20 protein-coding genes are annotated in these 21317 nt (G+C 73.0%); 7 read left to right on the top strand and 13 right to left on the bottom strand.

What is annotated here, in order from left to right; all coding sequences use genetic code 11:
* Window positions 1-16 precede the first annotated feature (16 nt).
* Entirely contained in the window at window positions 17-847 is an 831-nt protein-coding gene (gene fghA, locus H9645_RS06700; protein WP_191728921.1) for an S-formylglutathione hydrolase, read from the top strand.
* 30 nt (window positions 848-877) lie between these two features.
* Here the strand turns inward: fghA and H9645_RS06705 are convergent, their stop codons facing one another.
* The 6 genes from H9645_RS06705 to H9645_RS06730 form a co-directional block, all read right to left on the bottom strand.
* Window positions 878-1576: an adenine nucleotide alpha hydrolase gene (locus tag H9645_RS06705; RefSeq protein WP_191728922.1), complete on the bottom strand. Its 699-nt coding sequence runs from the start codon at window positions 1574-1576 to the stop codon at window positions 878-880.
* A complete protein-coding gene (locus H9645_RS06710) occupies window positions 1566-1907 on the bottom strand; it encodes a hypothetical protein (protein ID WP_191728923.1) in 342 nt (113 codons plus the stop codon). Before H9645_RS06710 ends, H9645_RS06705 begins: the two co-directional genes overlap by 11 nt.
* A 65-nt stretch (window positions 1908-1972) precedes the next feature.
* Entirely contained in the window at window positions 1973-2914 is a 942-nt protein-coding gene (locus H9645_RS06715) for a DegV family protein (RefSeq protein ID WP_191728924.1), read from the bottom strand.
* Window positions 2915-3042: 128 nt separating this feature from the next.
* Window positions 3043-3201: a hypothetical protein gene (locus tag H9645_RS06720; protein WP_191728925.1), complete on the bottom strand. Its 159-nt coding sequence runs from the start codon at window positions 3199-3201 to the stop codon at window positions 3043-3045.
* Between the two features lie 122 nt (window positions 3202-3323).
* Window positions 3324-4637, bottom strand: coding sequence for an amidohydrolase family protein (locus tag H9645_RS06725; RefSeq protein WP_191728926.1), 1314 nt, complete (start codon window positions 4635-4637; stop codon window positions 3324-3326).
* The gene (locus H9645_RS06730; RefSeq protein ID WP_191728927.1) at window positions 4634-6040 is read right to left on the bottom strand and encodes an amidohydrolase; all 1407 of its coding nucleotides are present in this window, start codon (window positions 6038-6040) and stop codon (window positions 4634-4636) included. Before H9645_RS06730 ends, H9645_RS06725 begins: the two co-directional genes overlap by 4 nt.
* A 175-nt stretch (window positions 6041-6215) precedes the next feature.
* Here H9645_RS06730 and H9645_RS06735 point away from each other — a divergent pair, with 175 nt between their 5' ends.
* Both H9645_RS06735 and H9645_RS06740 read left to right on the top strand, forming a co-directional pair.
* Window positions 6216-6992 (top strand): AMP nucleosidase, encoded by a 777-nt coding sequence (locus tag H9645_RS06735; RefSeq protein ID WP_191728928.1) that lies wholly within the window; start codon window positions 6216-6218, stop codon window positions 6990-6992.
* Window positions 6989-7540: a DUF924 family protein gene (locus tag H9645_RS06740; RefSeq protein ID WP_191728929.1), complete on the top strand. Its 552-nt coding sequence runs from the start codon at window positions 6989-6991 to the stop codon at window positions 7538-7540. Before H9645_RS06735 ends, H9645_RS06740 begins: the two co-directional genes overlap by 4 nt.
* Window positions 7541-7892: 352 nt before the next feature.
* Here the strand turns inward: H9645_RS06740 and grxD are convergent, their stop codons facing one another.
* On the bottom strand, window positions 7893-8819 hold the full coding sequence (grxD, locus tag H9645_RS06745) for a Grx4 family monothiol glutaredoxin (protein ID WP_191728930.1): 927 nt from the start codon (window positions 8817-8819) through the stop codon (window positions 7893-7895).
* 167 nt (window positions 8820-8986) lie between these two features.
* Here grxD and H9645_RS06750 point away from each other — a divergent pair, with 167 nt between their 5' ends.
* Complete coding sequence (locus tag H9645_RS06750; protein ID WP_191728931.1) at window positions 8987-9766, top strand: polysaccharide deacetylase family protein; 780 nt, start codon at window positions 8987-8989, stop codon at window positions 9764-9766.
* 345 nt (window positions 9767-10111) lie between these two features.
* Here H9645_RS06750 and H9645_RS06755 read toward each other — a convergent pair whose 3' ends face one another.
* The 4 genes from H9645_RS06755 to H9645_RS06770 form a co-directional block, all read right to left on the bottom strand.
* Window positions 10112-10813: a methyltransferase domain-containing protein gene (locus H9645_RS06755; protein ID WP_191728932.1), complete on the bottom strand. Its 702-nt coding sequence runs from the start codon at window positions 10811-10813 to the stop codon at window positions 10112-10114.
* Window positions 10810-11436: an SGNH/GDSL hydrolase family protein gene (locus H9645_RS06760; protein WP_191728933.1), complete on the bottom strand. Its 627-nt coding sequence runs from the start codon at window positions 11434-11436 to the stop codon at window positions 10810-10812. The genes H9645_RS06755 and H9645_RS06760 overlap by 4 nt, the downstream gene beginning before the upstream one ends.
* Before the next feature lie 4 nt (window positions 11437-11440).
* Window positions 11441-12721: an aminotransferase class I/II-fold pyridoxal phosphate-dependent enzyme gene (locus H9645_RS06765; RefSeq protein ID WP_191728934.1), complete on the bottom strand. Its 1281-nt coding sequence runs from the start codon at window positions 12719-12721 to the stop codon at window positions 11441-11443.
* A gap of 82 nt (window positions 12722-12803) precedes the next feature.
* A complete protein-coding gene (locus H9645_RS06770) occupies window positions 12804-14129 on the bottom strand; it encodes a M14 family metallopeptidase (protein WP_191728935.1) in 1326 nt (441 codons plus the stop codon).
* 114 nt (window positions 14130-14243) lie between these two features.
* Here H9645_RS06770 and rsgA point away from each other — a divergent pair, with 114 nt between their 5' ends.
* Window positions 14244-15347: a ribosome small subunit-dependent GTPase A gene (gene rsgA / locus H9645_RS06775; protein WP_225218038.1), complete on the top strand. Its 1104-nt coding sequence runs from the start codon at window positions 14244-14246 to the stop codon at window positions 15345-15347.
* Window positions 15348-15350: 3 nt separating this feature from the next.
* Window positions 15351-16616: a flavohemoglobin expression-modulating QEGLA motif protein gene (locus tag H9645_RS06780; RefSeq protein WP_191728936.1), complete on the top strand. Its 1266-nt coding sequence runs from the start codon at window positions 15351-15353 to the stop codon at window positions 16614-16616.
* 7 nt (window positions 16617-16623) lie between these two features.
* On the opposite strand, the gene H9645_RS06785 is transcribed toward H9645_RS06780, so the two are convergent.
* Both H9645_RS06785 and H9645_RS06790 read right to left on the bottom strand, forming a co-directional pair.
* Window positions 16624-17529 (bottom strand): LysR family transcriptional regulator, encoded by a 906-nt coding sequence (locus H9645_RS06785; protein WP_191728937.1) that lies wholly within the window; start codon window positions 17527-17529, stop codon window positions 16624-16626.
* Window positions 17530-17594: 65 nt separating this feature from the next.
* Window positions 17595-19346 carry a gamma-glutamyltransferase family protein gene (locus H9645_RS06790; RefSeq protein ID WP_225218039.1) on the bottom strand — a complete coding sequence of 584 codons (1752 nt, stop codon included), beginning with the start codon at window positions 19344-19346 and terminating at the stop codon, window positions 17595-17597.
* Between the two features lie 195 nt (window positions 19347-19541).
* Between H9645_RS06790 and ggt the strand changes: the two genes are divergently transcribed.
* Window positions 19542-21272 carry a gamma-glutamyltransferase gene (ggt, locus tag H9645_RS06795; protein ID WP_191728938.1) on the top strand — a complete coding sequence of 577 codons (1731 nt, stop codon included), beginning with the start codon at window positions 19542-19544 and terminating at the stop codon, window positions 21270-21272.
* Window positions 21273-21317 lie beyond the last annotated feature (45 nt).

Below are 21317 nucleotides of genomic sequence, written 5' to 3' on the forward strand. Positions count from 1 at the left end.
GTCCGGAGAATTCGCCATGGAACGCCTTGAACACCGCGCCTGCTTCGGCGGCTGGCAGGATGTCTACCGCCACCGCTCCGAGATCCTCGACTGCGACATGACCGTCGGCGTGTACTTCCCGCCGCAGGCGGAGCAGGGACCGTGCCCGGTGCTGTACTGGCTCTCGGGCCTGACCTGCACCGAGCAGAATTTCATCACCAAGGCCGGCGCGCAGCGCTACGCCGCCGAGCACGGCATCATCATCGTTTCGCCCGACACCAGCCCGCGCGGCGACGACGTCGCCGACGCGCCGGGCTACGACCTGGGCAAGGGCGCCGGCTTCTACGTCAACGCCACGCAGGATCCCTGGGCGGCGCACTACCGCATGTACGACTACATCGTCGACGAACTGCCGGCCTGGGTCGAAGCCGATCCCTCCGCCAGCGACCGCCGCGCGATCAGCGGCCACTCCATGGGCGGCCACGGCGCGCTGGTCGTCGCGCTGAACAATCCCGGCCGCTACCGCAGCGTGTCGGCGTTCTCGCCGATCGTGGCGCCGAGCCAGGTGCCCTGGGGCGAGAAGGCGCTGGGCGCCTACCTGGGCGATGACCGCGACGCCTGGTCGCGGTACGACGCCGTCGAACTGGTGAAGTCGGCGAAGGAAAGGCTGCCGCTGCTGGTCGACCAGGGCGACGCCGACGAGTTCCTCGAGACCCAGCTCCGTCCGGAGCTGCTGCAGGCCGCCTGCGAAGCGGCCGGGCATCCGCTGACCCTGCGCCTGCAGCCCGGCTACGACCACAGCTACTACTTCATCGCCAGCTTCATCGGCGAGCACATCGCGCACCATGCGGCGGCGCTGAAGGACTGAGCGATTCCTGCCACGGATTCCCGGCGTGGCTCAGCCCGCCAGCCGGAAATCCGTATACGCGAAGCGGCCGTCCCGCAGCAGCGTATCGCCACGTTCGAGCCTGAGCGGCGCGGCGAACATCGGCCCGTCGGCCACGCAGGTGTGGAACTCGCCGCGCTCGCCGCAGGGATCGACGCCCTCGGGTAGCGACGCGAGCAGGCCGGCGTCGAAGTCGCGGCCGGCAAAGGCCGCGTCGAGCTGGCGCGTATCCACGCAGCACAGCGAGGCCCGCAGTCCCCCGGCGAGCATGTCCCGGGCCAGCGCCGCGGTGTCCGCGCCGAACAGCGGGAACAGGGCGGTCCAGCCCAGCCGCGCGCACAGCGCTTCGCGCCAGGCGCGGATGTCGGCCAGCAGCAGGTCGCCGAAGGCGATGCGGTCGATGCCGGGCCAGCGCGCGCGGGCCTCGCGCAGCGTGGCGGCGAACGCGGCCTCGTAGCGCGCGTTGTCGCAGTCCTGCGGGATCCGGGATTCGAGCAGCGGCAGTCCGGCGGCCGCCGCCTGCGCGCGCAGCACCTCGACGCGGAGGCCCTGCATCGAGGCGCGCTCGTGTCCTTCGGTGATCGTGGTCAACAGCCCGGCGACATCGACGTCGCTGCGCAGGCGCAGTCCATGCAGTGCCCAGGCCGCGTCCTTGCCACCGCTCCAGGCCAGCAGCGCGCGCGGTCGCGCGCCGCCGGGCTCAGGCGGCACGGACGTCGCGGAGTTCCCAGGCGTTCCCGGCAAGCAGGCGCATGCGGTGCTTGAAGACGTCGCCGCGCAGGGTGGTGGTGGCGACCAGCTCGATGCGCTGCTCGCGCTGGGTCGCGTCCACCTCCGCCGAGGGATCGGTGGCGCCCAGCAGCGGATCGACCTCGTCCGGCTCGTCCTGGGTGGCGCGCCAGCGCTCGAACAGCTGGTCGCCGCGCAGGGCCTCCTGCAGCTCCTGCGCGAAGGCGTCGGCGCCGTGCGCCCTGAACGCGAAGTCGCCTGCGCCGCGGGCCGCGGCAGGATCGGGGATGGCGATGAAGTAGCGCGTCGGCATGCGGTAGTCCGGGGTTTGGCGTCGATCCAAGCTTAGCGGGGGGCCGTTAAACACGCGTTGCGGGCTCAGTCGAAGCGGTGTTCGGGCGCGGCGAAGCCCACCACCACGGCACCGCGGCCGACGTTGACCATGCCGGTGGTGCTCATCACGCTCTCGAACACTTCGACGTTCTGCTCGGTGCACGCGTCGAGCAGGCGCGTGTAGCCGGGCAGGGCACGCATCCCGTCGAGATGGCCGCCGTAGCAGAGCGTGACCGTCGGCGTCAGCAGCCCGGCCCGGACGCGGCGCGCGGCGAAGTCGAACATCTTCTCCACCGCCGGCTCGAAGCCCTTGATCTTGGCCACCGGGCCGGTGTCGCCGCGATGGCCGCGCAGCACCGGCTTGATGTCCAGCGCGGTGCCGAGCGCGGCGCTGAACAGGCTGACGCTGCGGTCGCCCTTGGCGCGTGCGCGGTTGCGGATGTAGTACAGGTCGCGCGGCACCAGGTAGCCGTAGGTGTGGTTGGCCAGCTCTTCCAGCCGGGTGCGGATGCGCAGCGCCGGCTCGCCCGCCGCGCGCAGCCGCGCGGCCTCCACGGGCAGGATCCCCTGGGCGCAGAACAGGTTCTGGGTGTCGATCACGCGCAGCGCGAACGGCGTGGTGTTGCCGGCGGCGGCGCGCGGCTGCTTGTAGTCGTTGAGGATCATGTAGCTCGCCTTCTGCGCGTTGGCGAAGATCGGGCTGCGCGATCCGGTGATGGTCATGCAGAAGACGTAGTCGTACTCGACCACCAGGCGCTCGAGGAACAGGTCGCGGATCTGCTCGGGCGTGTAGGGGATGGTCTCGGCGTTGGCGCCGCGCTCGGCGATGTGCGACTCGAGGAAGGCCAGCGTCTGCGCTTCGTCGCGGTGGTCGACCTGGACCGCATCGCCGATGCGCACGGTGATCGGCAGCACCTCGACCTGCTCGCGCTCGAGGAAATCCCGCGGCAGGTCGCAGGCCGAATCGACGACGAGACCGATACGCATCGCATGTCCTCCTGGCAGTCCAGGGCCTGATCCTCGCATGCGACGTGTCCGGGGTCACGCTGGTGGCGTGACCTGGCGCCCGTTCCCGGGCGCGGGGACGTGCGGGGGGGGGGAGCCGACCGGACGGCTCAGCGCTTCGGCGCGCGCTCCGCTGCGGCCCGTTCCACGCGCTCGCGATAGCGGATGAAAAGGGGGACGCCGATGCCGATGCCGACCATGATCAGGGTGCCCCCGATCAACAGCCAGCCGACGGGGCGTGCGAACAGCTCGACGAAGACGGGATGCATGGCGGGATCTCCCCAGGTGACCTGGGGACATCATTGGCCGACGCCCGCCGCCCGGTATTGACCGGGATCAATGGCGGGAAAGGCCAGGCCCGCGGCCGGGGCCGCGGGCGCATCGCCGAGGCTCAGCGCGCGCCGGCGGCCGGATAGGCCCGCGGCAGCTCGCCGCGGGCGCCATCGGGCTCGGCGCGCAGGTAGCGGTCGCGCAGCTCGGTCTGGCGCGAGCGCATCCCGATCGCGCGGCCGTCGAACCACACCTGGCTGGCGAGGCTGGCGACGTCGAGCGGGTCGCCGTCCCACAGCACCAGGTCGGCGCGCAGGCCCGGGGCGATCGCGCCGGTTTCGCCGTCGACGCCGAAGGCCTGCGCGGGGACCCGCGTCAGGCCGGCCAGGGCGGCGTCCCAGGGCAGGCCGTGGGCGACCGCGTTGCCGGCCAGCTGGCGCAGCTTGCGGGCGTTGTGCGAGGCGTCGCCGGCCTGGGTGAAGCCGACCTCCACCCCGGCCGCGCGCAGCAGGGCGGCATTGCGCTCGCTGGCGTGGACGCGGTCGAAGTTCGCCGGCAGGTTGTCCAGCGGATCGACGAACACCGGCACCCGGGCCTCGGCCAGCTCGCGCGCCACGCGCCAGGCCTCGCCGCCGCCGCGGATCGCGACGCGAACGCCGTGCTTCTTCGACCAGCGCAGGAGCTGGCGGATGTCGGCGGCGCGATCCACGCCGACCACCAGCGGGCGCTCGCCGCCGAGGTGGCGCTGCAGGGTCGCGCGGCCCGCCGGCGTCAGCAGGGCCGACGGCGAGTCCGGCGCGATGCGGCCGCGGGCCTCGTCGACCAGCTGGTCGAGCAGCATCCACTGCGCCGCGCGCGAGCCGCCGGTGAGGTTGGCGGCGCGGCCGCCGAGGTCGATGAAGAGCAGCCTCGGCCCCGCCGGCTCGTCGCTGCCGTCCAGGCGCATGACCGCGCCCTGGCCGCCGATGATCGAGCCGCCGCTGCCGGTGCCGGCCGCGAGCAGGGTGAAGCCGATGCCCTCGACGCGCGCCACCGGGACCAGCAGCGAGTCCGGGTTGTAGGCCAGGGTGACGTCGAACTCGGGGCGCACGCGCATGTCGTGGGCGTTCTCGCCCAGCGCGAGGCGGCCGTCGGTGGTCGCGGATTCGCCCGACACCTCCTCGATGCCGATGCCGGTGATGCCGCCGAACAGGGTCGGCGTGAGCGGTTTCCCCGCGGCATCGACCACCGTCGCGCCGCCGCCATCCAAGCCACTGCCGACGGCGGCGATGCGCCCGTTGCGCACCAGCACGTCGGTGTCCTGCAGCGTGCCGCGTGCGGTGGCGGTGTGCACGGTGGCGTTGCGGATCAGGAGGTCCTGGGCGAAGGCACCGCCGGCCGCGAGCAGCGCCGCGGCCAGCACGGCAGCCTGCCGAAGCGGGAGCCGGCGCTTCATCGGGCACCTCCGGCGACGTCGCGGCCAAGCATGAAGTCCGAGCGCGGTTGCCGCGCCGGATCGTGGCGGTCGTACAGCTTCGCGCCGTCGATCCACACCTGTTCGGCGAGCGCGTACGAGCTGAAGGGATTGCCGTTCCATAGCACTACGTCGGCCATCTTGCCCACCTCCAGCGTGCCGGTGCGCGCGGCGATGCCCATGGCCTTCGCCGGGTTGGCGGTCAGCCAGGTGATGGCGTGTTCGGGCGCGATGTCGATGCCCACCCGGCGGGCGTTGGCCATCACCTTCGCGGCCTCCTGGTTGAGGCGCTGGATGCCTTCGTCGGAATCGGAATGCACGATGGCGCAGCCGCCGGGCGCGCGGTCGACGATGGCGATGTTCTCCTGGATGCCGTCGAAGGCCTCCATCTTGAAGCCCCACCAGTCGGCCCACAGCGCGCCGCAGACGCCGTCGCGGCCGAGGCGGTCGGCGATCTTGTAGGCCTCCACGGCGTGGTGGAAGGCGGCCACCCTGAAGCCGAACTCGTCGGCCAGGTCGAGCATGGTCACCATCTCGTCGGCGCGGTAGCAGTGGATGTGGACGAGGATCTCGCCGTCCATCGCACCGGCCAGGGTCTCGAGCTTGAGGTCGCGCTTGCCGCCGCCTTCGCCGCCCTGGCGCTTGTCGCGGTATTCGGCGGCCTCGATGAAGGCCGCGCGGTAGCCGGCGACGTTGCCCATGCGCGTCGCCGGGCCGCCCTTCTGGCCGTAGACGCGCTTGGGGTTCTCGCCGCAGGCCATCTTCAGGCCGTGCGGGGCGGCCGGGAACTTCATGCCCTGGTAGCTCGTGGCCGGCACGTTCTTCAGGGTCACGCCGCGGCCGCCGACCAGGTTGGCCGAGCCGGGCAGGATCTGCAGGCTGGTGACGCCGCCGGCGAGCGCGGCGTGGAAGCCTGGGTCCTGCGGCCAGACCGAATGTTCGGCCCAGACCGCGGCGGTGACCGGCGAAGTCATCTCGTTGCCGTCGCTGTGCGAGGACGTCCCCGGGCTGGGATACACGCCGAGGTGCGAATGGATGTCGATGATGCCGGGAGTGACCCACTTGCCGCGGCCGTCCACGCGCACCGCGTCGGCGGGGGCGTCCAGGCCGGTGCCCACGGCGGCGACCACGCCGTCGCGCATCAGCACGTCGGCGCCCTCCAGGCGCCTGCCGGTGCCGTCGAGCACGGTGGCGCCGGTGACCAGCACCGGGGCGCTGGCGATGCGCCGGTAGGTGCTGGGGTAGGCGTCGCCGGGCGAGCCGCTGGCCGTGGTCGAAGCGTCGCGCGGGCCGTCGTCGCGCGAGGCCGCGCTGGTGGACGCGCAGCCGGCGGCCAGCGCAAGGGTGAGCGCCGCGGCGAGCGCGGCCGGTGTCTTCAGGTGCATCGGTGGTCCCCGTGGTTGCCGCCACACCCTAGCCGCCGTTCCGACCGGCCGGCAATGGCCGGAAAGTCGTGGTTGGCCGCACGGGGCTCCCCCTCCGGTCCCGCCGACCCGGTGCAGGAGCGGCGATGGCCGCGGCCCGCCGTGCCAGAATCCCCCGGCAAACACGGAGGAACGAATGAAGGAAAAAGACCAGATCGTCGAAAACTGGCTGCCGCGCTACACCGGCGTGCCGCTGGACGGCTTCGGCCAGCACATCCTGCTCACCAACTTCGGCGGCTATCTCGGCCACTTCGCGCGCCTGACCGGCGCGGAGATCGTCGGCACCGACCGCCCGATGCCCAGCGCCACCGCCGACGGCATCACCATGATCAACTTCGGCATGGGCAGCCCGAACGCGGCCACGCTCATGGATCTGCTGTCGGCGATCAGCCCGAAGGCGGTGCTGTTCCTCGGCAAGTGCGGCGGGCTGAAGAAGAAGAACCAGCTCGGCGACCTGGTGCTGCCGATCGCGGCCATCCGCGGCGAGGGCACCAGCGACGACTACCTGCCGCCGCAGGTGCCCGCGCTGCCGGCGTTCGCGCTGCAGCGCGCGGTGTCGACCTCGATCCGTGACGCCGGCCTCGACTACTGGACCGGCACCGTCTACACCACCAACCGCCGCGTCTGGGAGCACGACGCCGCGTTCAAGGAGCGTCTGCGCGCGATGCGCTGCATGGCCATCGACATGGAGACCGCGACCGTCTTCGCCGCCGGCTTCGCCAACCGCATCCCGTCGGGCGCGCTGCTGCTGGTGAGCGACCAGCCGATGATCCCGGAAGGGGTCAAGACCGAGGCCTCCGACGCGCAGGTCAGCACGCGCTTCGTCGAGGGCCACATCCAGACCGGCATCGAGGCCCTGCGCCTGATCCGCCGCCACGGCAAGTCCGTGCGCCACCTGAGGTTCGACGAATGAACGGAGCGAATGCACTGCCGACGCCCCGCGAGGTCGTGGACTTCTGGCGCGACGCCGGTGCACCGAAGTGGTTCAACGGCGGCGACGCCTTCGATGCCGAGGTGCGCGAGCGCCTCGAGGCGGCGCACTTCGCCGCCGCGCGGCGCGAGCTCGAAGGCTGGATGGACGCCGCCGACGGCGCGCTGGCGCTGCTGCTGCTGCTCGACCAGGTGCCGCGCAACATCTTCCGTGGCAGCGCGCATTCCTACGCCACCGATCCGCTGGCCCTGCACTACGCCATGCGCATGCTGGAGGCAGGGCAGGACCGCGAGGTCGACCCGGACCTGCGGGTGTTCTGCTACATGCCCTTCGAGCATTCGGAGGACCTGCTGGAGCAGGAGCGCGCCGTGGCCCTGATGGCCGACCTCGGCGGCACCTACGCCGACTATGCCGTGCAGCATCACGACGTGATCGAACGCTTCGGCCGCTTCCCGCACCGCAACCACGCCCTGGGCCGCACCAACACCGCCGACGAACAGGCCTGGCTCGACGCGGGCGGCGGCTTCTGACCTGGCGCCGGGCTCCGGGCGAGGCTTTCTTTTTTGCCACGGATGACGCGGATGGACGCGGATTTACGCGGATCAAGCCAAAGCAGCTCTTGCAGGAGCAGGTGAAGCTGCGACCGACCGGAGCAGGCAGGGGCAATCACGCGCGCCTGTATTCGGCAGGATCGAAGCGCGCAGCCTCGCGCCAAGGTGCGATGGCGCGATGTCGGGATGTCGGGATGTCGGGATGTCGGATCGCAGCTATAGCTGCTCTTACAGGAAAGAGAACGCTTTTGCTCTATCCGTGTAAATCCGCGTCCATCCGCGTCATCCGTGGCAAGCGCTCTTTCCCAAGCCCCGCCCGAAGCGCGAAACCTCAGTACCGCGGAATCGTCCCGTTCGCCAACTCCGCCCAGGCATCGATACCACCCTCGACGCTGTAGACCTCGCGGAAGCCCAGCTGGCGGAAGTGCTCCGCCGCCTGCTGGCTGCGGCCGCCGTGATGGCAGAGGAACGCCAGAGGCGTGTGCTTCGGCAGGGCTTCGAGCGCGGCCGGGCCGTCATCGAGGGTGGAGTGCGGCACCGGGGCTTCGGCCAGCGCGCGCTCCTCGGGCGGGCGCACGTCGACCAGGCGCACCTGGCCGGCGGCGGCGCGCGACTGCGCGTCGGTCGGAGACAGCGCGCGCACGGGCGGCGGCGCGTTCGGATTCTCCACCACCAGGCCCTTGCCGCGGGCGTCGTCGGCGAAGTCGATCACCAGGCCGTCGGCGCGGCGCGCGGCGGCGACCGCCACCTGCACCGGGATGCCGTCGCAGTCGACCGTGATCGCGTTGCCGTCGCGCGTGGCGAGCGCCAGGCGGGTGCGGAAGTTCGGGTCGATGTCGATCTGCACGGCGAGGTCGCCGCCGGCATCGTCGATCGCCTTGCGCAGCGTCGGCCGGGCGGCCGCGGTGATGGTGATCGCCGGCGGCGTGCGGTCCGGCGGCGCCACGCCGAGCGCGGCGTGCAGTTCGCCGGAGCTGGCCATCTGCTCGATGATGTCGCTGCCGCCGACCAGTTCGCCCTCGATGTAGAGCTGCGGGATGGTGGGCCAGTTGCCGTAGGCCTTGATGCCCTCGCGGATCTCGCCGTCGGCCAGCACGTTGACGTGCGCGTAGGGCAGCTCCAGCGTCGACAGCGCCGCCACCGCCTTGGCCGAGAAGCCGCACTGCGGCGCCCGCGGCTCGCCCTTCATGAACAGCACGATGCGGTTGGCCTGCAGCAGCTCGTCGATGCGCTGGCGGAGTTCGGGGGTGAGGGACATGGCGGGCACCGCGGTGACTGTGTGGGCCGCATAGGGTACTCCCCACGCCCGCGCGCGGCCTTGACCCGCGTCATCGACAGGCGGGAGCGGCGACCGCCACGACCGATACGACACCACTCACTGTAGGAGCAGCTAAAGCTGCGACCCGGTGTGCCACCATCCCCCCGATGCCTGCGCAACCTTCCCTCCACACCATCCCCCGCAATCCCCACGCCTGGGCCTGGATTACCCTGGCCCTGCACCTGGCCGTCGCGCTCGCCTGGTGGCAGCTTGGCTGGCGCTGGGGCCTGCCGCTGTTGCTGGTGCTGCACCTGGCCTTCGTCTGGGGCACGCTGCGGCCGGGTTCGCGGCTGTTCGGGCCGGTGCGCTGCCGTGTCCCGACCGCCGCCCGCGAGGTCTGGCTGACCATCGACGACGGCCCCTCCGACGACACCGCGGCCATCCTCGACCTGCTCGATGCGCACGGCGCGAAGGCCACGTTCTTCCTTGTCGGCGAACGCGCCCTGGCGCGGCCGGGGCTGGTGCGCGACATCGCCGCACGCGGCCACGGCATCGGCAACCACAGCCACACGCACCCGCAGGCGCGCTTCTGGGCGCTGGGCCCGCGCGCGATGCGCCGCGAGATCCTCGACTGCCAGCGCGCGCTCACCGGCATCACCGGCGTGGAGCCGCGCTGGTTCCGCGCCGTGGTCGGCCACGCCAATCCCTTCGTGCACGCCCCGCTGCGCGACGCCGGCCTCGCGCGCCTGGCCTGGAGCGCCCGCGGCTACGACGCCGTCGAACCCGACGCCTCGCGGGTCAGCGCCCGCATCGCCCGCGACCTCGCGCCCGGCGCCATCGTGCTGCTGCATGAAGGCGCGCCGCATGGGCGTAGCGTCGAGGCCATCGCCGCGGTGCTGGGGGAGCTGGAGCGCCTCGGCTATCGGGCGGTCGTGCCGCGGGGTTGAAGGGCTTTTTTGCCACGGATTACGCGGATGGACGCGGATTTACACGGATAGAGCAAAAGCCCTCTCTGGTTTGTAGGAGCAGCTATAGCTGCGACCCGGCGCTCCCGTGCACGCGACACTCCGCTGCATCCGACGCTCCGCTGCGGATCTACGCTCCAGTGCACCGCTGTGTCCGACCCGCCCAACGCCTCGGACAGTGGGGACTTGCTGGTGCCTCGGTCAGGCCGGGACTGCCGGTCGCAGCTATAGCTGCTCCTACAAAGAAGTTTTTGCTTTATCCGTGTAAATCCGCGTCCATCCGCGTAATCCGTGGCAAAGGCTTTTCCCGGCCGCCCCAACAGACCCTCAGTCCCGCGTCCCGACGATCAGCCAGTTGTTGAACGGGGTGTTGCCATACAGCGGCCGGAAGTCGAGGGACAGGCCGGCGGCGCCCAGGCGGGACTCGAGTTCCGCGCGGGTGGGGTAGCGCTTGGGCACTTCCTGCATCCAGCCCGCCAGGTGGGCGAGGCGGTCGGTGATGCGGGTGGTGCGGCCGCGGCGGGTGTCGTCGCCCAGGCCGCTGCGGATCACCAGCTTCGCGCCGGGCACCAGCATGGCCGCGGTGTCGTCCAGCAGGCGGCCCTGGGCCTCGGCATCCAGGTACTGCAGCACGTCGAGGATGGCGACGCTGCCGCGGTGCGGCGGCCAGCCCTCGGCCAGGTCCACGACCTCGAAGCGGGCGCCGGCGGCCAGCCCGGTGCGCTCGGCGATCGCGCGTCCGCGGCGGATCTTGTCGGCGTCGATGTCCACGCCGTGCCAGGGCATCGACTGCCCGTCCAGGCGCAGCGCGTGCAGCAGCAGGCCCAGGCCGCAGCCGAGGTCGAGGACCGGCGCGGTGGTGCCACGCAGCGCCTCGAGCACGCCCGGGTACAGCGGGTCGGTGCGCAGCTTGGTGAGCGTGTAGTAGTAGTCGTAGCGGTTGCCGTAGAAGCGCGGCGGCAGGAAGGCGCGCGCGATGCTGCGCGCCTCGTGGGGCGGGAAGGGGGCGTCGGCGGCGCGGCTGGTCATGGGGTCGTCCGTGGCGGCTGCAGCAGGCGGCGTGCGACCGGCAGGGCCAGGCGCGTCCACTCGGCATACATGGTGGCGGAAGGATGCAGGCCATCGTCGGCCAGCATCCCGGGTTCGGCACCGCGCGCGCGACTGGCGGCGGTGATGTCGACGAAGGCGACGCCGGGCGTTTCGCAGATCCGCCGCGCGGCGTCGTTGTACGCGTCAAGTTCGTCGGCGATGGCTGCGGCGTCGCGACCCGACGCGGCCGCGAACGGAGTCACGCCCCAGTCCGGGATCGACAGCACCAGCACGCGGTCGGCGCGGCCGCCGGCAAAGCCGGTCGCGCGCGCCAGCAGGTCCGCGAACTGCCCGGCGTAGTCGGCGACGCTGCGCCCGCGGTACTGGTTGTTCACGCCGATCAGCAGGCTCACCAGGTCGAACGGGCCGGCCGGTGCGGCGGCGTCGATCGCGGCGTCGAGTTCGTCGGTGGTCCAGCCGGTCTGGGCGATGGTCCGGGGGGCGTCGAGTGCGATGCCTTCGGCGCGCAGCGCGCAGGCGAGCTGGTGCGTCCAGCGGCCCGCGGCCTCGACGCCTTCGCCGATGGTGTAGGAATCGCCGAGGGCGAGGAAGGACAGCGACATCGCGTCAGGACGTGGATGCGGCAGCGATGGGGGTTGGAGCGGAGCGGCCTGGATCCGTGCCGGCCGCGGCAGCGCGGCGGGCCAGCACGCGGTCGATGCGGCGGAAGACTTCGCGCAGCTGCTCCGGCTCCGGCAGCAGGGTGACGCGGAAGTGGTTGCGGAAGGGTACGTTGAAGCTCGAGCCCGGCACCACCAGCACGTGCTCGGTTTCCATCAGCTCCAGCGCGAAGCCGTGGTCGTCGAAGCCGCGGGCGGCGTCGCCGACCACGCCCGGGAAGGCGTACAGCGCGCCGTTGGGCACGCGGAGCTCGAGGTGCGGGCTGGCGGCGCAGGCCTCGGCCACCACGCGCCGCGCCTCGTGCAGGCGGCCGCCCGGCGCGACCAGCGGGCCGATGGTGTCCAGGCCCGACAGCGCCGCCGGCACCGCGAACTGGCCGGGCACGTTCGCGCACAGGCGCAGCGCGCCCAGCAGGTCGATGGCGTGGCGGTAGTCGCGGGTGGCGGCGGCATCGCCCGACAGCACCGCCCAGCCCACGCGCCAGCCGCAGGCGCGGTGCACCTTGCTCAGGCCGCCGAAGGACAGGCAGGGCACGTCGCCGGCGATCGGGGCCAGCGGCTCGAAGCGCGCGCCGTCGTAGGTGATGCCGTCGTAGATCTCGTCCGACATCAGCAGCAGGCCGTGGCGCGCGGCGACCGCGACGATGCGCTCCAGCAGCGCGCGCGGATAGCTGGCGCCGGTCGGGTTGTTCGGATTGATCAGCACGATCGCGCGTGTGCGCGGCGACACCAGCGCCTCGATCTCGTCGGGGTCGGGCAGGAAGCCGCCTTCCGCGCGGCAGCGGTAGTACACCGGGCGGCCGTCGTTGAGGATGGTGGCCGCCGACCACAGCGGGTAGTCCGGCGAGGGCAGCAGCACCTCGTCGCCCGGGTCGAGCAGGGCGCGCAGGCTGATGTCGATCAGCTCGCTGACGCCGTTGCCGATGAAGACGTCGTCGGCCGACATGCCGTGCATGCCGCGCGCGGCGTGGTGCGCGGCGATCGCCTCGCGCGCCGCCGGCAGGCCCTGCTGGTGCGCGTAGGGATCGGTGTCGTGGATGTGGTCGGCGATCGCGCGCTGCATGTGTTCCGGCGCGCGGAAGCCGAAGGCGCCGGGATTGCCGATGTTGAGCTTGATCAGCGCATGTCCCTGCGCCTCGAGTTCGCGGGCGCGCCGGGCGAGTTCGCCGCGGATCTCGTAGCGCACCTCGGACAGGCGTTCCCGGGTGGCGACGTGGGGCGTGGGCATGCGGGTGGTTCGTTGGAGGGGGACGGCAGAGACTAGCGGAATTCCCGGCCGGAAGCCCCGCCGGCGCGGCGCTCCGCGAGGCTCAGCCGGCGTCGAAGCGCGGGCAGGCCGGGGCCGCCGAAGGCGGCGCCGCGGCGGGCAGCAGGTCCATCAGGCTGCGCGCGGCGTGGCGGGCCACGGATTCCAGCTCGGCGGCGGGCGTGGTGTCGCCCACCTCGTAGGTCACCGCGGGCGCGCCGAGACGGCAGAACGCCCAGTTCTTGAACACGGGCGTGCGCGCGGCCGAGGGCTTTTCCTCGATGTCGAAGCCGGCCTGCATCGCCGCCATCCACGCGTGCAGCACGCCGTCCGGCGCCCGCGAGGGGTCTTCGGCCACCGTGTAGAAGACGTCGCGGAAGGTGGAGTGGAAGTCGATCGCGAAGGCGACGCGGCCGGCGCCGACCCCGCGCGCCTCCAGCAGGTCGCGCAAGGCACGCGTCTCCGGCTGCGCGAACGGGCCCCAGTCGCGGTTGATGTCGACGCCGCGGGCGTTGCCGCGCCAGTGGCCCTCGACCACGCCGTCGGGATTGAGCAGCGGCACCACCAGCACGTGGACCCGCGCGCGGAACTCACGCGCCTGCGGCGTATCGGCGGCGAGCGCCTCAACGAAGCCCATCAGCGCCTGGGTGCCGGTGTCCTCGGGCGGATGCTGGCGCCCGAGCACCAGCAGCACCGGCGCATCCGCGCCGGCGCCGAACTCGAACATCCGCAGCGGCCGGCCCTGCACCGAGCTGCCGAACGTGGCCGGCTCGACGCCCAGGCCTGCGGCGACACGCGTCGACCAGGCCTCGAAATCGTCGGGCAGCAGCGGCGGCTGCGCGAACACCCGGAGCTCGCCGGCCGCGAGCTGCAGGCGCAGGCGCGCGGTGCCGTCGGCATCGACCCGGAACTCGTCCGGGCCGGCCTCGCGCCACACGCGGCCGTCGACGCTGAGCTTGGGCACGTAGCGGTGGCGATGGCCGTGGGCATAGGCGAAGCGCAGCTCCAGCGTGCGCGGCGCATCGGCGTGGATGCGGAAGCCGTACCAGGCGCTGGGATTCACCGGCTCGGTCTCGGGCGCGATGTCGACGCGGTAGCGGCCCTCGCCCAGGCGTTCGACCCCGGACAGGCGCGAGGCCGGCAGCAGGTTGTCGAAGCGCAGGCCGTCGTCGTCGAAGCGCCAGGTGGTGCGGACCTGCAACGCGACGCGCACCGGCTCCGCCGTCGCAGGCGTCGGCGCTGGAGGCGCGACCGTGGCGGCGGCCGGTGCGTCCACGGGCTGGCGGGACGCGCAGCCGGCAAACAGCAGCGCCAGCGCCGCGGGGAGCCAGAGGTGGGCGCGCACGGCGGAAGGCCCACGGCGATGCGTGCGTTCGGCGGGATGCGGCATCGCGACTCCGTGCGGACAGGCCGTGCGATGGTCGCAGCCGCCTGCACGACTGCCAAGCCGGAGCGCACCGGCCGGCGCTAGAATCGCGGCCATGGATCCCCGCCGCGCCCACGCTTGAGTTCCGCGCCCACCGACCTGCAGGCGATCGGCTGGCGGGCCGGCATCGATCCGCGCTGGCGCGAGGCGATGGCCGCCCACCCGCAGGCGCGCCCCGCGCGCGTGGTCGAGCAGCACCGCTCGGGCTACGTGGTGGCGACCGGCCCCGACGACGGCGTCGCGGTGGAATCGCTGCCCGAATGGCAGCGCCCGGTCGGCTACCGCAAGGGCACGGTCGCGCCGGAGGACCGCCCCGCGGTCGGCGACTGGGTGCTGGTCGAGGACGGCAAGCGCATCGTCGCGCTGCTGCCGCGGCGCAGCGCGATCAAGCGCGCGGCCGCCGGCGAGCACTACCGCCAGCAGCTGATCGCCGCCAACGTCGACGTCGCCTTCGTGGTCTGCGGGCTGGACGGCGACTTCAATCCGCGTCGTATCGAGCGCTACCTGCTGCTGGTGCAGGGCAGCGGCGCGCAGCCGGTGGTGGTGCTGACCAAGGCCGACCTGCCCGGCGCCGACCCGGCGGCCGCGCGCGCTGCGCTGGCCGCCATCGCGGAACTCGGCGTGCCGGCGGTGGCGGTGAACGCCCGGGATCCCGCCGCGGTGCAGGCGCTGGCGCCGTGGCTGCACCCGGGCGACACCGCCGTGCTGGTGGGAAGCTCCGGCGCGGGCAAGTCCACGCTGACCAACACCCTGCTCGGCGTCGACCGGATGAAGACCGCCGCGGTGCGCGAGCACGACGCCCGCGGCCGCCACACCACCACCCACCGCGCGCTGCTGCCGCTGGCGTCGGGCGCCTGCCTGATCGACACGCCGGGCATGCGCGAGCTCAAGCCCACCGGCGAGGAGGAGATCGCCGACGGTGGCTTCGCCGACATCGAGGCGCTCGCGGCGGAGTGCAGGTTCCGCGACTGCGCGCACGGCCGCGAGCCGGGCTGCGCGTTGCGCGCGGCGATCGCACGCGGCGAACTCGATGAAGGCCGGTTCCTCAACTACCTCAAGCTGGGCGGCGAAGTGGCCGCGGCCTCGGGCCGCCTCGCGTCGCGCCTGGCCGATCGTCAGGGTGCGAAGCCGCCGCCGCGCGCGCCGTCGAAACGGCCGGGCGACAGGACCGGCAAGCGCTGAAGCATGGACGCCGGGGCCCCCGACCTCGCACGCCACGCGGCGCTCGACGCGCGCATGGTCGCGGCGGCCCGCGGGATCCGGGTGCTGACGCTGACGAGCTGGCAGGCGTCGGTGCAGCAGGGCTTCCTGGCCGAGGCCGCGACGGGCCGGCCGCGGCTGCCGCGGGTGGACTATCCCCGCCACGACTTCAGCGACGCCCGCCGCGAGCTGCAGGCCGTCGCCGATGCCGCCGATCCCGCGCATCCGCTGGGACGCTACCTCGTCGATTCGGCGCGGCAGTGGGACGTGGCCGCGCGCATGCTCGAAGCGCTGGGCACGCCGGCCGCCGGCGCGCTGTCGGTGGCGCTGTACGGACGGCCGGATGACCCGTTGCCCGGCGGTGGACCGACCACGCGCGACGCCGCGCGGCATTTCGTCGACATCGCCAACGAGCTCGACCACGAGCTGCTGGCGCCGGAAGAGCAGGTCACGATATCCGCCACCGCGCTGCAGCTGCAGTTGCAGAATGCGCTCGACGCCTTCTTCGGCGGGCGCGTGGTCGCGGTGGAGCTGGATCCGGACATGATCGCCAAGGCCGCCGCGGGCGCGTACCGCATCCGCCTGCGCACCGGCGCGGCCTACTCCGACTACGACCGCCGCCAGCTGCTGCACCACGAGGCGCTGGTGCATTCGCTGACCGCGCTCAACGGCCGCGCGCAGCCGCTGCTGCCGAGCCTGGCGATGTCCTCGCCGCGCATCACCGCCACCCAGGAGGGCCTGGCGGTGCTGGCCGAGCAGATCACCGGCAGCATCGACATCGAGCGCATGAAGCGCATCAGCCTGCGCACCGAGGCCATCGCGATGGCGATGGAGGGCGCGGACTTCCTGCAGGTGTTCGGCTACTTCCGCGACGCCGGCCAGGACGCCGCCGAGAGCTTCTCGTCCGCCCAGCGCGTGTTCCGCGGCGTGCCGGTGACCGGCGGCGCCGCCTTCGCCAAGGACACGGTGTACCTGCGCGGGCTGGTCGAGGTGCACACCTTCTTCCGCCACGCGCTGCGCGACGGGCGCCTGCGCCAGTGCCGGCGCCTGTTCGCCGGCAAGATGACGCTCGACGACGTGCAGGCCTTCGAGCCGCTGTTCGAGTCCGGCGCGCTGCTGCCGCCGCGCTGGCTGCCCGACTGGGTGGCGCGTGCGAACGGCCTGGCGGGGCTGCTGGCGTTCTCGCTGTTCGCCAACCGCATCCGGCTGGACCGGCTGTCCGGGCCGCCGGTCCCGGAGCCGGCGACGTGACGATCACCTAGTCGCCGGCGCTGCCCGCGCGCGCGTCGCGCAGGGTCCTGGCGAACACGGTGAGGAAGCGGCGCGCGGCTTCCGACGGCGGACGGTCCTCGAGGTGCACGTACTGCACCTTGAAGCGTAGCGGCGGCGAGAACGGGCGGTGCGTCAGGCCGGGCCCGTTGGCCGCGCGCGCGGTGAACTCGTCCACCACCGCCATGCCCACGCCGTGCCGCGCCAGCTCGGCGGCGATGTAGAAGGTCTGGTTCGAGACCACCTCGTTCGCGGCGATGTCCTGGCGCTGCAGCTCGCGGTTGAGCAGATCGCCCACCGGGCCACCCGTGGTCAGCCCCACCAGGTTCCGCCCGTCGAGGATCCGCAGCGGGACGTGTTCGCCCGCGTCCGGCAGCACGTCGCTGCGGAACAGCAGCATCAGCTCGCCGGTGTCGATGTCGCGGCGCTTCATCCGCGGGTGCGTCGGCGGGTCGTACGCGATGGCGACGTCGCAGCTGCGTTCGTACAGCGCCTGGAACAGCGCGTCGTGGTGCAGCGTCTGCACGTCGAAGCTGACGTCCGGGTGGCGAGCGCGGAAGCGGGCGATGGCCAACGGCGCGACGTGCAGCCCGAGCGAGGGCACGACCGCCAGGCGCACGCGGCCGCCGGCGAGGCTGCGCAGGTTGCCGACCGTCTTCTGCAACGAGGTCAACCGGCTGAAGACCTCGGACACCTCGACGAACAGCTCGTGCGCCTGGTCGGTGGCGACCAGCCGGCCGCGCACCAGGCGGAACAGCTCCAGGCCCAGCTGCTGCTGGGTGTGGTGCAGCACCTTGCTGACCGAGGGCTGCGACACGTGCAGCGCGCGCGCCGCGGCGCTGATGCTGCCGGTGGTGTAGACCGCGTGGAAGACCTCGATCTGGCGGAAGCGCATGGGGGTCCGGCACTCCTGGGTGAGAGCGGACATGATCGGCGCCACGCCGCCCGCCCGTCGCGTGACTAAGGTCGTGAGGCGACGCCCTCGCGCCGGGGATCGGCGGCGCCGTGCAGCGCGTGGCCCTCTCTGGCCACGCCGTGCAGGCCTGAATCCTCGCCGGCGCCCGTCACCACGTCCACGCCGAGCGCGGACAGCGCCGCCCGCAGCTCCGGCGCGAAGGCGTCGGCCTCGCCGTTGAAGCGCTCGCCGCGCGCGACCAGGTTGGGCAGCGCGACCGCCTCCTGCAGCGGCAGGTCCCAGTACAGCCAGCCGACCAGGGCCTTGGCGATGTAGGCCGGAATCGCGTTGCCGCCCGGCGATCCGATCGCGCCGACGAAGCCGCCGTCGCGGTCGAGCACGATCACCGGCGACATCGACGAGCGCGGGCGCTTGCCCGGCGCGATCGCGTTGGCCGCGGTCGCACCAGGGCCCCATGAGAAATCGGTGAGCTGGTTGTTGAGCAGCATGCCGCCGACCACGCGACCGGAGCCGAAATAGGATTCGATGGTCGTGGTCATCGACACCGCGTTGCCGGCGGCATCGACGACCACGAAGTGGCTGGTACCGGCGGGCTCGTCGGTGGCGTCGCCGTCGCGCGCGGGCGCGCTTGGCGGTCGGCCGTGCGCGGGCGCGCCGGCGGCGGCCCGCGGGCCGATCAGCGCGCGGCGATCGGCGAGGTAGTCCGGATCGAGCAGGCCCCGCACCGGCACGTCGACGAAGCGCGGATCGCCGACGTACTGGTCGCGGTCGGCGTACATCAGGCGGCTGGCCTCGGCGAACAGGTACCAGGCCTGCGGGTCGTCGGGGCCGCGCGCGGCGATGTCGGTGCCGTCGAGCAGCAGCATCAGCTGCAGCAGGCCGACGCCGCTGGCCGGGGGCGGCGCGACGCAGAGCACATGGGCGCGCAGCGGGCGGCAGATCGGATCGCCGTGCTCGGCGACCTCGGCCTGCAGGTCCGCCGGCGTCATGCGCGCAGCGTGCGGCGGCGCGGCCACGCGCGCGGCCAGCTGGTCGGCCAGCGGGCCGCCGCGCAGCGCGTCGGCGCCGCGCGCGGCGATCGTGCGCAGGCTGGCGGCGTAGGCGGGATTGCGGAAGGTGTCGCCGATGCGCAGCGGCGTGCCGTCGGGTCCCGCGAACAGCGCCACCACGTCGGGGGCGGAGGCCTGCGGGAAGCGGCCGGCGATGTGGCGGTGCAGGCGCGGCGTGACCGCGAAGCCGAGCTCGGCGCGCCGCGCGGTGGACTCGAACAGGCTGCTCCACTGCAGCCTGCCATGCGCGGCATGTGCGAGTGCAAGCGCCGGCAGCGCGCCGGGAACGCCGGTGGCGCGGCCGCTGAGCATCGCCTCGGCGCGCGACAGCGGGCGTCCGTCGGCGTCGCTGAACATGTCGGGTCCGGCGCTGGCCGGCGCGCGCTCGCGGCCGATCCAGCTGTCGACGCGCCCGGACGCGGCGTCGTAGTGCAGCACGATCGCGCCGCCCAGGAGGCCCGAGCTCTGCGGTTCGACCAGCCCCAGCATCGCCTGCACCGCGACCGCGGCGTCGATCGCGCTGCCGCCGCGGCGCAGCACCTCCAGTCCGGCGCCGGTGGCGAGCGGATGCGCGCTGCTGACCATGCCGGCGTCCCGCGCCTGCGCGTGTCCACCGGCCGCGGCCGGCAACCGGGCGGGCGCGGCGTCGCGCGGAGCGGTGCCGCAGGCGGCCAGGCCGAGCAGGGCCAGCGCGGTCAGCGCGCGGACGCGGCGTGAGAGGGATGCATGCGACGACGACGAGGCCAAGGGCGGCTCCTGCGTGGCGCGGCGACGCGCGGGTCGCCGCCATGGAAAGGTCCGGCGAGGCTATCGCGATCGCAGGCCGCGCGTCCCTCGCTTTGCCGTCGTGTTCCATAGCCCCGCTGCATACCCGACCGCAGGAAAGCTGCGCGACACGGCCGATCGCCTGCGGCAGTGTCGGGCTGAAACCGGAGAACCGACATGCGCAGGCCGTCCACCCTGTCCGCCGCGGCGCTGCTCGCCGCCTGCCTCGCCATCGCCGCGCCACCGGCCCCGGCGCAGACGCGGCAGCTGCTCAACTACGAAGAGATCCACAAGCCCGTCGTCGCCGACGGCGGCATGGTGGTCAGCCAGAGCGACCACGCCAGCCGCATCGGCGCGGAGGTGCTGCGCGAGGGCGGCAACGCGGTCGATGCCAGCGTGGCGATGGCCTTCGCGATGGCGGTGACCCTGCCGCGCGCGGGCAACATCGGCGGCGACGGCTACATGCTGGTCCAGCTCGCGGACGGCGGACGCGCGGTCGCGATCGACTTCCGCTCGATGGCCCCCGCGCTGGCCACGCTCGACGCCTACATTGGCGAGGACGGAACGCTGCAGGGCCATGCCGCGGGCATCCGCGCCGCGGGCGTTCCGGGTACGGTGGCGGGCCTGGCGCTGGCGCACGGGAAATACGGGCGGCTGCCGTGGAAGCGGCTGCTGCAGCCGGCGATCCGGCTGGCCGCCGACGGCATGGTGCTCAGCCGCGACGAAGCCTTCGCGCTCGACTGGGGCCGCGAACGCCTTGCGCGCAGCGCCGCGGGCGCGAAAGTCTTCCTGCATCCGGACGGATCCGCGCTGCGGGCCGGCGAGCGCCTGGTGCAGGCGGATCTCGCCTGGTCGCTGCGCCAGATCGCCGAGCACGGTGCCGATGCCTTCTATCGCGGCGAGATCGCCGAGCGCCTCGACGCCGGGATGCGCGCCCACGGCGGCCTGCTGCGCAAGACCGACCTCGCCGCCTACCGCGCCATCGAACGCGAGCCGCTGCACAGCCGCTATCGCGGGCACGTGCTGCTGACCATGCCGCCGTCCAGCGGCGGCGGGCCGGGCATCGCGATGACGCTCAACATCCTCGAACAGTTCGACCTCGCGGCGATGGGCGCCGGCTCGGCCGACAGCCTGCACCTGCTGGCCGAGGCGACCAAGCTGGCCTGGCGCGACCGCCGTGCCCACGCCAACGACCCCGCCGCCGCGCCGGTGCCGCTGCAGGGCTTCGTGTCCAAGGCCTACGGCGCGTCGCGCGCGGCCACGATCGCAATGGACCGCGCCACCCCGGCCGCCCACGTGGCCGCTGGCGACATCTGGGCGCACGAGGGCCGCGAGACCACGCACTTCTCGGTCGTCGACGACGAGGGCAACGCGGTCAGCACTACCTACACGATCGGCGCAGACTTCGGCTCCGGCGTGATGATCGAGGGCACCGGCTTCCTGCTCGGCAACCTGATCGGCAACTTCTCGCTGCAGGCGCAGCTGGACGCCGTGCGCGAGGGCCGGGAGCCGCCGGCGAACGCGCTGCGACCGGGCAGCCGCCCGGTGTCGAGCATGGCGCCAACGATGCTGCTGCGCGACGGCCGGCCGTGGCTGGTCACCGGCAGTCCGGGCGGCAACACCATTCCGGGCACGATCGTGCAGATGATCGTCAACGTGGTCGACTTCGGCATGAACATCGCCGAGGCCACGGCGTTTCCGCGCATGCACCAGCAGGTCACCACGCGCGGCGAACTCGACGTCGAGCGCGGCTTCAGCCCGGACACGCTGCGCATCCTGCGCGAGCGCGGCCACCTTCCGGAGCAGGGCGAGACCATCGGCAGCACGCAAACCCTGCTGCTGGAGCCCGGGCGCGTGGAGGGCGCGGCCGATCCGCGGCGCCCCGGCGCGTCGGCCGTCGCGCGCTAGGGCAACGGCGCGCGGGCATAACCTGCCGCTATGGGGTGGGCCCAA

It is taken from the genome of Luteimonas colneyensis (assembly GCF_014836665.1).
In the GTDB taxonomy this organism is placed as follows: Bacteria; Pseudomonadota; Gammaproteobacteria; order Xanthomonadales; family Xanthomonadaceae; genus Luteimonas; species Luteimonas colneyensis.